This window comes from Microbacterium sp. VKM Ac-2923 (genome assembly GCF_022815605.1).
Taxonomy (GTDB): Bacteria; Actinomycetota; Actinomycetes; order Actinomycetales; family Microbacteriaceae; genus Microbacterium.
The window spans coordinates 10,467-22,254 of the sequence record NZ_JALGRP010000009.1 but is presented as its reverse complement, the minus strand read 5'-3'; the positions used below and the strand labels follow the sequence as shown (position 1 = coordinate 22,254).

The window sequence follows — 11,788 nt, the reverse complement described above, 5'->3', positions numbered from 1 at the left end:
TGGACACTCAGAACGGGTCAGTGGAACTGCGCGGTCTCGGTGGAGCCCGCCAGGGCGAGGGTGGCGCTGTCGGGGTTGAGCGCCGTGGAGACGACGTCGAAGTAGCCGGTGCCCGCTTCGCGCTGGTGGCGTGTGGCGGTGTATCCGTCGGCTTCGGCGGCGAACTCGGTTTCCTGCAGTTCGACGTAGGCGCTCATGGCGCGCTCGGCGTAGCCGCGGGCGAGGGAGAACATCGAGTGGTTGACGGCGTGGAAGCCGGCCAGGGTGATGAACTGGAAGGCATAGCCCATGGCGGCCAGGTCGGCCTGGAAGGTCGCGATCTGCGCGTCGTCGAGGTGGCGCTTCCAGTTGAAGCTCGGCGAGCAGTTGTACGCGAGCATCTTGCCGGGGTAGCGGGCGTGGACGGCCTCGGCGAAGGCACGGGCCACCGCGATGTCAGGCTCGCCGGTCTCGACCCACAGCAGATCGGCGTGGGGCGCGAAGGCGAGACCGCGGGCGATGACGGCATCCAGTCCCGGACGCACCCGGGAGAAGCCCTCGGACGTGCGCTCCCCGGTGAGGAACGGCGCGTCCCGCTCGTCGACGTCGCTGGTGAGCAGGTCGGCGGCGAGAGCGTCGGTGCGGGCGATGATCACCGTCGGCACGCCCGCGACGTCGGCCGCGAGACGGGCGGCGTTGAGGGTGCGGATGTGCTGCTGGATCGGCACGAGCACCTTGCCGCCGAGGTGGCCGCACTTCTTCTCGCTGGCGAGCTGGTCTTCCCAGTGGATGCCGGCAGCTCCGGCCTGGATGAGCGACTGCGCGAGCTCGTAGGCGTTCAGCGGTCCGCCGAACCCGGCCTCCGCGTCGGCGACGATCGGCGCGAGCCAATCCCGGCTGACCTCTCCTTCGGCGCGCTCGATCTGGTCCTGACGCAGCAGGGCGTTGTTGATGCGACGGACCACCGCAGGGACGCTGTTGGCGGGGTAGAGGCTCTGGTCGGGGTAGGTCTGACCGGCGAGGTTCCCGTCGGCGGCGACCTGCCAGCCACTGAGGTAGATGGCCTTGAGCCCCGCTCGCACCTGCTGGACGGCCTGACCGCCGGTGTAGGCGCCGAGCGCGCGGACGTACTCCTCGGTGTGCAGGAGGTTCCAGAGGTTCTCCGCTCCGCGACGGGCCAGAGTCGCCTCTTCGCGGACGGTTCCGCGCAGGCGGACGACGTCGTCGGCCGAGAACGTGCGCTCGACGCCGTCCCAGCGGGGGTCGGCGTCCCAGGCGGCACGGAGCTCGGCGGCGGTCTCGGTCTGGTCTCCGGCGCGCAGGGGCGGGGCGGCGGGGGTGGCCTGGATCGTCATGTCTCCTCCTTCGGATGCCGGGGCCTCGGTGCCCCGTGACCACCACTGTGGGCGAAGATCACGGCTCTGAGAGCGACGGAGGGGTGTGAAGATCGCCCGATCTTCCGCTGCTGTGAGACTCTGGCTCATGGACACCGGCGTCTCGCTCCCCTCGGCATCCCTTCCGCTCGACGATGGCGAGGTGGACACCCTCACCATCGGCCGGCGCATCCGTCAGCTGCGCACCGCGCGCGCAATGACGCTCGACGACCTCGCCGGCGCCGTCGGCCGGGCGCCGAGTCAGATGTCCATGATCGAGAACGGCCGGCGCGAGGCGAAGCTCACCCTGCTGCAGGCGATCGCGCGGGCGCTGGAGTGCCGACTCGATCAGATCCTGGATGCCGAGCCCCTCGACGCCCGCGCCACCCTCGAGCTGTCGGTGGAGCGCGCGATGCGCGGCCCGACGTTCAAGGCGCTGGGCATCGCCCCGTTCCGCATGGGGCGCGCGGTGCCGGACGAGGTGCTCACGGCGATGTTGACGCTCCGGGCCGAGATCGAGCGTCTCCGCGAGGAACGCTCGGCGACGCCCGAGGAGGCGCGTCGCGCGAACGTCGCCCTGCGCCGCCTGATGCGCACGCAGGACAACCATTTCCCGGAGCTCGAGCGCGTGGCATCCGCGTTGCTCGACAGCATCGACCACCCGGGAGGACCGCTCACCCAGCGCGGGGCGAGCGACATCGCCGCCCACCTCGGCTTCTCGCTGCACTACGTGCCCGACCTGCCGTCGTCGACGCGCAGCATCGCGGATGCCAAGAACGGACGCCTCTACCTCTCGACGAAGGTCGCCAAAGCAGATCCTCGCGCAGCGGTGCTGCAGGCCCTGTCGAGCCGGGTGCTCGGTCACGGCGAGCCGACGAGCTACGACGAGTTCCTCCGCCAGCGCGTCGAGACGAACTACCTCACCGGGGCGCTGCTGATGCCCGAGGCGCACGTCGTGCCGGTCCTGCGCGAGGCGAAGGAGCGGCGCACGATCAGCATCGAAGACCTCCGCGACGCCTACTCGGTGTCGTACGAGACCGCCGCGCACCGCTTCACCAACCTCGCCACCGTGCACCTCGGCATCCCGGTGCACTTCCTCAAGGTGCACGAGTCGGGCACGATCACGAAGGCGTACGAGAACGACGACGTGAACTTCCCCACGGATCGCCTCGGGTCGATCGAGGGGCAGATGTGCTGCCGACGGTGGACGAGCCGCGTCGTCTTCGACGAGGACGACCTCTTCAACCCCTACTACCAGTACACCGACACCGGAAACGGCACCTACTGGTGCACGGCACGGGTGGAGCAGTCGAGCGAGGGGGCGCACTCGGTGAGCGTGGGAGTGCGCTTCGACGACACCCGGTGGTTCCGCGGGCGTGACACCCCCAACCGCGGCGTTTCGCGTCACGCGGTCGAGACGTGCTGTCGTCGCGCCCCCGCCGCCCTCGAAGAGGCGTGGCGCGATCAGGCCTGGCCGAACGTGCGCACGCCTCGGACGCTGCTGGCCACCTTGCCGACCGGCGCCTTCCCGGGCGTCGACGCGACGGAGATGTACGAATTCCTCGCGGCGCACGCTCCGCGCGAGTGACGCGCGAGCGGGGAATCCTCCCCCGAAGGGGGTGAACGGTCCGCGAGAAGGCGTCACCTCGGCGAGGGCGCAGCGGTGTGCTCGACGACGAGGACGCCATCCACGAAGCCGGGACTTCGGGGCGGTCGATCACTGCGAACCGATCAGACGGGGCGTGTGCCGCGCCGGAGGGGTGATCGGCCCTCCGGCGCGGCATGTGCTCACCGGAGGCGGCTCCGGCGTCGCAGCAGCACGCTGACGATGATCATCGCGAGCGCGATCCCACCGACCGCGAGCCATCCCGCTCCATCGATCCCGGTCGCAGCCAGCCCGCGCGATCCGCTCCCCGCCGGCTTACCCGGCAGCGATGTGCCCCCGGGGCCGGCGGTCACCGACGTCTGCGGAGTCGGGGCGATCGTCGGCTGCGCGGTCGCGCCCGACGTCGGCTGAGCGGTCGGGCCGGTTGTCGGCTGCGCGGTCGGACCCGTGGTCGGCTCGGCGGTCGGGCCCGTGGTCGGGCCGGTTGTCGGCTGAGCGGTCGGACCCGTGGTCGGGCCGGTGGTCGGCTGAGCGGTCGGACCCGTGGTCGGAGTCGGCTCCGCGGTGGGGGTCGGCTCCGGCGTCGGCTCCGCGGTCGGCGTCGGCTCGGCAGTCGGCGTCGGCTCCGCGGTCGGCGTCGGCTCGGGCGTCGGCTCCGCGGTCGGAGTCGGCTCCGCGGTGGGGGTCGGCTCCGGCGTCGGCTCCGCGGTCGGCGTCGGCTCCGGCGTCGGTGTCGGCTCCGTCGTCGGGCCGGCACGGAGAACCGTGCGTGCGGTGTTGCCCGCGTAATCCTCGATGACCGCGACCACTTCGCTCGTCGTCGACGACAGCGTCGGGTTCATCGCCGGGTAGGTGGTGCGACCCCGGATGATGTACGGGCGCGGTCCCTGCGAGTACGTGGTGTCGAACTGCAGGGGCTGGCCGTCCTCCAGGATCTTCAGCGTGTGCCAGTCGTCGAGATCGGGACGGGTGAGGCGGACGTTGTCGCCGTCGAAGCGTGCGGCCTCGGCGGGATACGCGGTGATCTCGGTGTCCGTGAACGCGGCACGCGCGGTGGCCGCCGTGCTCGAACCCGAGGGAGCGACCGTGACGCTGTAGCGACCGCCGTCTGTCGGCACGCCCTCGAAGGCGACCGTCGCGGTGCCCGCAGCGGCATCCCTCTGCCACGACTGGTCGGAGTCGAGCTCGCGCAGCGTGACCGTCGCCGCGGCCGGCGAACCCGTCCACGTCACGTCGAGACGGTCGGCGTCCTGCGACGTCGTCACCGTCGCCGGCGCCGCGGCGGGATCGAAGGGTACGACGGCCGCTTCGCTGCGCGTCCCGTCGGGTCCGACCGCGATGAGACGCAGCTCACCCGCACGCTCGGGCATGTTCTTGACGTAGTGCACCTGGTCGAACCCGCCGCCCAGATACTCGTCGCCCAGGTAGAGCTCGTACCGCCGCACGTCGTTCCAGTCGCCGAGCTCCCACGAGACGAAGAGCTCGTCGCTGCCGGGAAGGTACTCGTCGACGGCGAAGCCGCTCGGAGCCGCCGGAACGCCGGCCTGACCCGTCACCACGCGGAGAGCGCCGACGTTCACCTGGTATCCGTCGATCGGCGCGGCACCCGCGCCGGCCGTGAGCCCGATCGTGATCAGGCTGTCACCCGCGCGGTCGGCGAGGTCGACGGTCGCCGTGCGCCAGCCGCCCGTCGCCGCACCGCTGTCGGCGATCGGCAGCTCGACGACGGTCGAGGGGTCCGAGGCGAAGACCGCCGCGATGCGCAGCTCGGAGTCGTCGGCGGTCGACTTGGCGTAGGTGAGCTCCACCTGCGACTCGGCGGTCACGTCGAGATCGGTCTTGAACAGCCGCGCCGTGTTGTCGGCATCCAGACGCCCGCTGAGCACCAGCGAGTTACCGCCGTTGAAGCCTCCGACGGGTGCGTACGCGAATCGCTCGGCCGAGACGTACTCCGGCCCGTAGTCGAAGTCCGCGACCAGAGGGGTCGTGGATGCCGTGTCGACCCACCACTGCCAGGTGGGCAGGTAGTCCTGCCGGTTGATGTCGCCCCACTCGGCCTCGCTGGAGAGCTCGCCGTCGACCCAGGTCGATAGTCCGTGCCCGGTGGAGAAGTCCGTCGAGAACTCGGTGCCGGAGATCACGGACCGCTCCGCGATGTACTTCGCCACGCCGTCCCATCCGCTCTCCGGGGTGGTCGCTCCGGTGGAGGAGCCCGTCCACCACCGGCGCTCGCGATCGAACACCTCCCACTGCTTCGCGTCATCGGTCTTGTTCGCGTAGTCGCTCGAAACGAAGTCCGCTCCCAGGGTGGCGATTGAGACGCGCGGGTCACCGTTCCCGTCGAAGATCTGGTCGAGGTCGTAGACCTGCGAGAACTGGTCCTTGCCCGCTTCGACGCCGGCATAGACCGTCTCGAGCGGGTCGAGACCCAGCGAGGTGGCGTGCGCTTGCGATGCGGCGAGCTTGTCGGAGTTCCACCAGTAGTTCAGGAACATGGAGTCGCTCACGCGCCCGAGGTCGGCATCCTTCACCCAGGGGCTGTTGATGCCGTTGAACTCGTTCTGGTAGGTCAGTGAACCGCTCGGGCTGTCGGTGGAGTCGTACCACTGCACGTACATCCCGCCGTCGCGGAGGGCCTTGAGGAATGCCTTGTAGACCGGCACGTCGGCGGGGGCGACGCCGGCGATCTCCTCCTGGTTGATGAAGTATCCGTCGAAGCCGTAGTACTGAGCGACCTCGATGAGCTTCTCGGCCACGGGGAAGGATCCGTCGGCGTCACGCACGAGCAGCTCGCGATAAGTCTGGTCGCCGCGGTCGTTCGCCGAGAAGAAGATGCAGGCCAGCGACCGCGCCCCGTTGACGTGCGCGGCGTTCGTGTAGGCGGGGTTGGGGAGGTTGAGCATGCCGAACTCGAACCACTTCTGCGTCCACTCCAGAGAGGGGTCGTAGTAGTCGACCGGCACGCCCTCGACGGGCATCCCGTGCCAGGGCGCGTAGACGTCGGTGTACTGCCAGAAATTGAACAGGTGCTGGCTGAATTCGTTCGTGCCCTGATGGCTCTCGAAGAACGCGTTGCCGTAGTCGCCGGCCAGGGTGAGCAGCTGCGTCTCCGACGGCAGCTGAGGGTTCCGCTGCGTGTCGGGATCGGCGGCGATCCGTTGCTGCAGGGGAACGTGTGCCCGCAGCATCTCGGCGTCCCGGTCGGAGGCGGGGTCCCATCGCAGGAGGTCGGGCGCGGTGTAACCGTGCTGGTAGGGCTGGTTCTCGCCGACGGCGCTCGGCCCCTGCCACGGAAGGGTGTCGGAGGCGAACGCACCGGTGGCGGTGACCGTCAGGATGGCCGTCGCTGCGACCGACACGGCGGCCACGGCGGTGCGCCGACGACGTCGGCCCCTGCGGTGAGGAGAGGAGGATGAAGTGGTCACGGTCTTTTCTTTCTCTTCGTTGAGTGGAAACGGCGGAGCGGAAACGGCGGTGTGGAAACGGCGGTGCGGGATGACGGCGTGGAGAAGTCTCAGAGCCGTGCGGGCAGGTCGAGTTCGGTGGTCCAGTCGCCGACCGTGACGCGCAGACGCCCGGATACGGCCGGAGGCGAGGCGCGGACGGACGCGGCGTCGAGGAACGCGCGCAGCGTGCGCGTCTCCCCGGGCTGCAGCTCGTCGCGGACGAGGGCGGCCAACTCCCGCCGGCGGGGAAGCACGACGCCGCCCTGGCGACGCACGTAGACCGGGATGACGACGTCGACGGCTTCGGCGTGCGGATTGTGGGCACGCACCGAGAAGTCCACCCCCGTCGGTACGACGGATGCGCGGTGCCCTTCCAGCGTCGCTTCGCGATACCCGCGCCCCGCGCCGAAGGGGAACAGGACGGGGTCGGGGACGTCGCGGTACACCCCGCTCGCGTCGTGACGGTCGTTGTGGTGGAGCGGAGCTGCGCCGCCGGCGCGAACGGACGTGAACGGCAGGCGCCCCGTCGGCGACCGATGCCCGAGGAGCGCGTCGGCGATCGCCTCGCCGCCGTAGGGCCCGGGGTACCCGGCCCAGAGGATCGCGACTCCCGCGTCGACGAGGGGCGTCAGAACGTGCGGTCGGCCCGCGACCACGACCGCCGCGACCGGACCGCGAGCAGCATCGACCACCCGCCGCAGGAGAGCGAGTTGGTCGGCCGGGAGGTCGAGATCGGCGAGATCCACGCCCTCGCCGCTGGTCGCGCGCGCCGGGGCGTCGAGAGCCCCGTTCGACGCGAACTCGTCATCGTAGGAGCGATGGCTCGTGCCGCCGACCACGACCACGACGGCATCGGCGTCACGGGCCGCGGCGGCAGCATCCTCGTCCATCGCCCCGCGCACCCGCGTGCCCGGCAGGGCGTCACGGAGAGCGCCGACGATCCCGGCCGGCGCGTTCTCGAGGGGGGCGACGTAGTCGCCGAGCATCGCGGTGGGTTCGTCGGCGTAGGCACCGACGACGACGACCTCGTCGAGCCGGTCGGGCGACCACGGAAGGGTCCCCCCGTCGTCGAGGAGAACGAGACAGGCGTCGGCGAGCCGCCGCGACGCACGCTCGCCGAGGCGGATGCTCTCGCGCAGGTCGCCGTGTGCTGCGGGGGCGCGGTCGTCGAGCAGCCCGAATCGCTCCTTCAGGGTGAGGATGCGGCGGCACGCGGTGTCGACGGCTGCGCGGACATCCGGGTCGTCCTCGGCGGAGTCGAGGGTGGCGAAACCCTCGTCCCACAGCGAGAGATCGACTCCCGAGAGCAGCGCCAACCGTCCCGCTCCGGCGACGCTGCCGGTGACGGACACCAGGCGGTCGACCGCCAGCCCGTCGGCCATCACGATGCCGTCGAATCCGAACCGCTCGCGCAACGTGTCGTGCAAGAGAGCGCGGTTCGCGCAGCAGGGAACCCCGTCGATGTCGTTGTACGCGGCCATGAAGCCGTGGGCCCCCGCGCGCACGCCCGCGGCGACCATCGGCAGGTGCAGCTCCTCGAGATCGCGCGGACCGATGAGCGTCGACTGCCCGTTGCGGCCGCCCATCGCCTCGCCCTGCGCCGCGAGGTGCTTGAGCACCACGGCGACGCCGCGGCCGCCGACGTCTCGAGAGTCGGGCCCTTGCATGCCCTCCACGACGGCGGTCGTCATCGCCGATGCCAGGAAGGGGTCCTCACCGAAGCACTCCTCGCCGCGCCCCCACCGCGGGTCGCGCAGCAGGTCGAGGGTCGAGACCAGCGCGAGATGCACGCCGCTGGCGGCGAGCTGGGCGGCCACCGCGGCGGATGCGTCACGCACCGCGCTCGGATCGAAGGTGGCGGCCATCGAGAGAGCCGCGGGCAGGATGGTCCCGCCCAGGGCCTGGTGGCCGTGGGGGGCCTCCTCGCTGAGGAGCACACCCACGCCGCCCGCTCGCCGGACCTCGTCCTGCACGAGCGCGGCGACCTCCGCGCGCTCCTCCGGGCGGATGCCGTTGTGCCACTGTCTGCCCGACCACGCGTCGGCGCGGAAGAGGCCGTAGAGCGCACCCAGGCCGCCCCATCGATCGATCTCGCGCCGACCCTCGTCGCTCAGGACGAAACCGTCCCGCCTTCGCTCGACGGCGTTCCACCCGAGGAGGCGCTGGTTCAGCTGGCCGACCCGTTGCGTGAAGCTCAGCCGCTCCAGGGCGGCGTCGACCCGCTCCTGCGTCGTCGTCACGGGGCATGCCCCTCGGTGACGGGCGGGAACATCTCCGCGTCGCTGACCGCGCTGTAGAAGCTACGGCCGGTCAGGGGGGCATCCACGAGACGATCGACGCCGCGCGCGGCGAGCATCGCCGATCTCGACGCCTGGTTGGAGGTCACCAGGGCGGGACGCGAGCCGTCGGCGGCCAGCCGCATCCACGTCTCGAACACCCCGCCGCCGGGTGAGAGCTCCGCCCGGGAGAGCGGCCGATCGCCGTTGTCCACCGGCACGATCACCGCCACCGTCCGCGTCGCGGGGCGGGCTGCACGCTGACGCAGGTCGGCGGCCACCTCTGCGAACCGACGCCCGATGGGCTTGACCGCACCGTTCTCGTCGAGCAGGCCCAGGCTGTGCTCCAGTTCGGGGAAATCGCCGAATCTGCGCGACACGTCGTGCGAGCACCACCACGTGACCCCCCACAGTGACGCGCTGTCGGCGGCCGATCGCACGGTTCGCTCGAGGAAGTCCGGGGCATCCCGCTCGGCGATGTGGTTCATCGGTGCGCCGACCTCCTGCAACCAGACCGGGCGCGCGGGCGACGCCGCGAAGGCGGCCGCGAGTTCGATGAGGTACTCGGCGTGGCGCACCCCCTCCTCGGACAGCGCCCCGTACTTCTGAGCCGTGCCGTTGAACACCCAGGAGTGGATCACGCTCATGTCACCGAAACGGGCGGCGTGGCTCGGAAGGAAGGCGTGGGTGTCGTCGTACCAGACGGCGTCGTACTCCGCGTTGAGCCGGAACTGCCGCGGGTCGCGGGCGCCGTCGGCGTGCAGCGCCTCCAACCACGCGGTCACGTCCTCCGGGGTCGCGGGCATGGCCTGCGGGTGCGAGGTCGCGAGGAACTGGTTGACCTCGTTGCCGAGAGTCAGCCCGAGGAAGTTCGGCTCGTCGCTCAGCGCCTCGTCGAGCGCCGAGACCAGGCGCACCTGGGCCTGCACCGCGTCGGGATCGGTGAAGATGTTCCCCGCGTGCCATGACGTGAGCCAGGCCGGGACGAAATCGAAGCTCGACAGATGGCCCTGGATGACGTCGACCGACGCGTCGAGGCCGAACTCCGCAGCCGTCTCGACGGCCTCGCGCACGTGGTCGACCGCCTCGCGACGGATGAACGTGCGGTTGGGTTGAAGGACGGGCCAGAGCGGAAGCAGTCGGACGTGGTCGAGACCGAGCCCCGCGAGGGCCTCGAAGTCGCGTCGCCGCCGGTCGCGGTCCGGACTCATCCAGTCGAAGAACCAGTCGCCCGAGGGCGTGTGGTTGGCGCCGAATCTCAGCACGGTCATCCTTTCAGTCCGCCCGACTCGAGCCCGCGGAAGAAGAACCGCTGCAACGCGGCGAAGAAGATCACGATCGGGACGAGGGCGATGATGGTGCCCGCGGCGATCAACCGCGGGTCGTCGGTGAAGGTGCCCCGCAGCCGGTTGAGTCCGACCGTGAGGGTGAAGTTCGACTCCGTCGAGAGCACGATCAACGGCCACAGGAAGTCGTTCCACGTGCCGACGAAGGCGAAGATCGCGACCACGGTGATCACTCCCTTGACCTGCGGCACGGAGATGGAGATGAACCGCTGCCAGGCGTTCGCCCCGTCGACACGGGCCGCCTGCTCGAGCTCGTCGGGCAGCCCCGCGAAGGCGTTGCGCATCAACAGCACGTTCAGCGCGGCGATCACGGTGGGGAGCACGACGCCCAGGAGGGTGTCGGTGAGCTGCATCGAGCGGACGATGAGGAACTGGGAGATGATCACCGTCTCCACGGGCACCAGCAGCGCCGCGACGACGACACCGAGGGCCACGCCCCGACCGCGGAACCGCAAGCGGGCCAGCGCATACCCGGCGAGAGTGGCGCCGACGACGTTGCCCACGATCGCCATCGCCGCAACGACGGCGGAGTTGGCGACGTACTGCAGCACGGGCACCCGTTCGAGCACCGTCGAGAAGTTGTCGAGCGTGGGGTCGGAGGGGAGGAGCTGCGGGGGACGTGCGAACAGGTCGTCGCCCGGGCCCTTGAACGACAGCGAGAGCTGCCAGACGAGCGGTCCGGCCAGGACGACCACCATGATCGCCAGGGCGAGATACCGTGCTGCACCGGCGGCGGCGGGCCGACGGCGACGGCGATCCGGACGACGGCTCGCGTCGCTTTCGACCCGCACCGGGGCAGGGCGATCGGAGATCGTCATGTGCGGGCCTGCCTTTGCTGGATGACGAGTTGGAGGACGAGCAGGGCGCCGAGGACGACGAACATGACGAGGCTGATGGCGGCGGCGTACCCGGTCTGCGCTTGCAGGCCCGTGCCTTCGCGCTGGATGAGCATCGTCATGGTCAGCGCCGTCCCGCCGACGCCGCCCGTCCCGCCGGTGAGCACGTACACCTCACCGAACACACGGAATGCCGCGACCGAGGAGAGGATGCCGATGAGCCCCATCGTGTTGCGGACGCCGGGGATCGTGACACTGAAGAACGTGCGGATGCGGCCGGCACCGTCCATCGCGGCGGCGTCGTAGAGGGTGGGATCGATGTTCGCCAGCGCGGCCAGGTAGATGACCATGTAGTAGCCCATGCCCATCCAGATCGTGACGAACATGGCTGAGAAGATCAGGAGCCAGCGATCCGTGAGGAAGGGGATCGGCTCGGTGATGGTGCCCAGGGTGGCGAAGACCTCGTTCACGAGCCCCTGCCGCGACAGCAGGTTGGTCCAGATCAGGCCGACGATGACCGGCGACATGATGACCGGCAGGTACGCGGCGGTGCGGAAGAACCCGAGGAACTTGCCGGCGCCGGCGACCAGTGCAGCCAGGACGAGCGGCAGGAACACCATGAACGGCACCACGACGACCATGTAGAGCGTCGAGTTGAACAGGGCGGTGCCGAAACGGGCGTCCGAGAACATCCGCTCGAAATTGGCCAGGCCGACGAACGTGCCGGGCCGCAGAAGAAGCGCGTCCGTGAAGGCGAGCTGAAGGGTCGAGAAGAAGGGGCCCACGATGAAGCACACGATCACGAGCAGTGCGGGCGCCAGGAAGAGCCATGGAGTGGCCGCCCAGTCGTGAGAGGCCATCACCCGACTCCGGCGCCGCCGGGGCCGCCCCGTGGAGCGGGGGGAGGTCTCCCCCCGCTCCACGGG

The 11,788-nt window shown here is 70.4% G+C and carries 7 protein-coding genes; 1 reads left to right on the top strand and 6 read right to left on the bottom strand.

The window, feature by feature from the left end; translation table 11 throughout:
- Positions 1-17: 17 nt before the first annotated feature.
- Complete coding sequence (gene aceA / locus MT347_RS14020) at positions 18-1,334, bottom strand: isocitrate lyase (protein ID WP_243501868.1); 1,317 nt, start codon at positions 1,332-1,334, stop codon at positions 18-20.
- Positions 1,335-1,461: 127 nt separating this feature from the next.
- Here aceA and MT347_RS14015 point away from each other — a divergent pair, with 127 nt between their 5' ends.
- The gene (locus tag MT347_RS14015) at positions 1,462-2,940 is read left to right on the top strand and encodes an XRE family transcriptional regulator (protein ID WP_243501867.1); all 1,479 of its coding nucleotides are present in this window, start codon (positions 1,462-1,464) and stop codon (positions 2,938-2,940) included.
- Between the two features lie 200 nt (positions 2,941-3,140).
- On the opposite strand, the gene MT347_RS14010 is transcribed toward MT347_RS14015, so the two are convergent.
- From MT347_RS14010 to MT347_RS13990, 5 genes are all read right to left on the bottom strand, one after another.
- A complete protein-coding gene (locus tag MT347_RS14010) occupies positions 3,141-6,383 on the bottom strand; it encodes a PT domain-containing protein (RefSeq protein WP_243501866.1) in 3,243 nt (1,080 codons plus the stop codon).
- A gap of 89 nt (positions 6,384-6,472) precedes the next feature.
- Positions 6,473-8,644, bottom strand: coding sequence for a glycoside hydrolase family 3 protein (locus MT347_RS14005; RefSeq protein ID WP_243501865.1), 2,172 nt, complete (start codon positions 8,642-8,644; stop codon positions 6,473-6,475).
- Positions 8,641-9,951 (bottom strand): glycosyl hydrolase, encoded by a 1,311-nt coding sequence (locus tag MT347_RS14000; RefSeq protein ID WP_243501864.1) that lies wholly within the window; start codon positions 9,949-9,951, stop codon positions 8,641-8,643. The genes MT347_RS14005 and MT347_RS14000 overlap by 4 nt, the downstream gene beginning before the upstream one ends.
- Positions 9,948-10,844 carry a carbohydrate ABC transporter permease gene (locus MT347_RS13995; RefSeq protein ID WP_243501863.1) on the bottom strand — a complete coding sequence of 299 codons (897 nt, stop codon included), beginning with the start codon at positions 10,842-10,844 and terminating at the stop codon, positions 9,948-9,950. The genes MT347_RS14000 and MT347_RS13995 overlap by 4 nt, the downstream gene beginning before the upstream one ends.
- On the bottom strand, positions 10,841-11,722 hold the full coding sequence (locus MT347_RS13990; RefSeq protein WP_243501862.1) for a carbohydrate ABC transporter permease: 882 nt from the start codon (positions 11,720-11,722) through the stop codon (positions 10,841-10,843). The genes MT347_RS13995 and MT347_RS13990 overlap by 4 nt, the downstream gene beginning before the upstream one ends.
- Positions 11,723-11,788: the final 66 nt, after the last annotated feature.

Excerpts from the sequence above, each read along its gene's own strand:
- aceA (WP_243501868.1), bottom strand. The coding sequence starts at position 1,334 with ATGACGATCCAGGCCACCCCCGCCGCCCCGCCCCTGCGCGCCGGAGAC.
- MT347_RS14015 (WP_243501867.1), top strand. The coding sequence starts at position 1,462 with ATGGACACCGGCGTCTCGCTCCCCTCGGCATCCCTTCCGCTCGACGAT.
- MT347_RS14000 (WP_243501864.1), bottom strand. The coding sequence starts at position 9,951 with ATGACCGTGCTGAGATTCGGCGCCAACCACACGCCCTCGGGCGACTGG.
- MT347_RS13995 (WP_243501863.1), bottom strand. The coding sequence starts at position 10,844 with ATGACGATCTCCGATCGCCCTGCCCCGGTGCGGGTCGAAAGCGACGCG.
- MT347_RS13990 (WP_243501862.1), bottom strand. The coding sequence starts at position 11,722 with ATGGCCTCTCACGACTGGGCGGCCACTCCATGGCTCTTCCTGGCGCCC.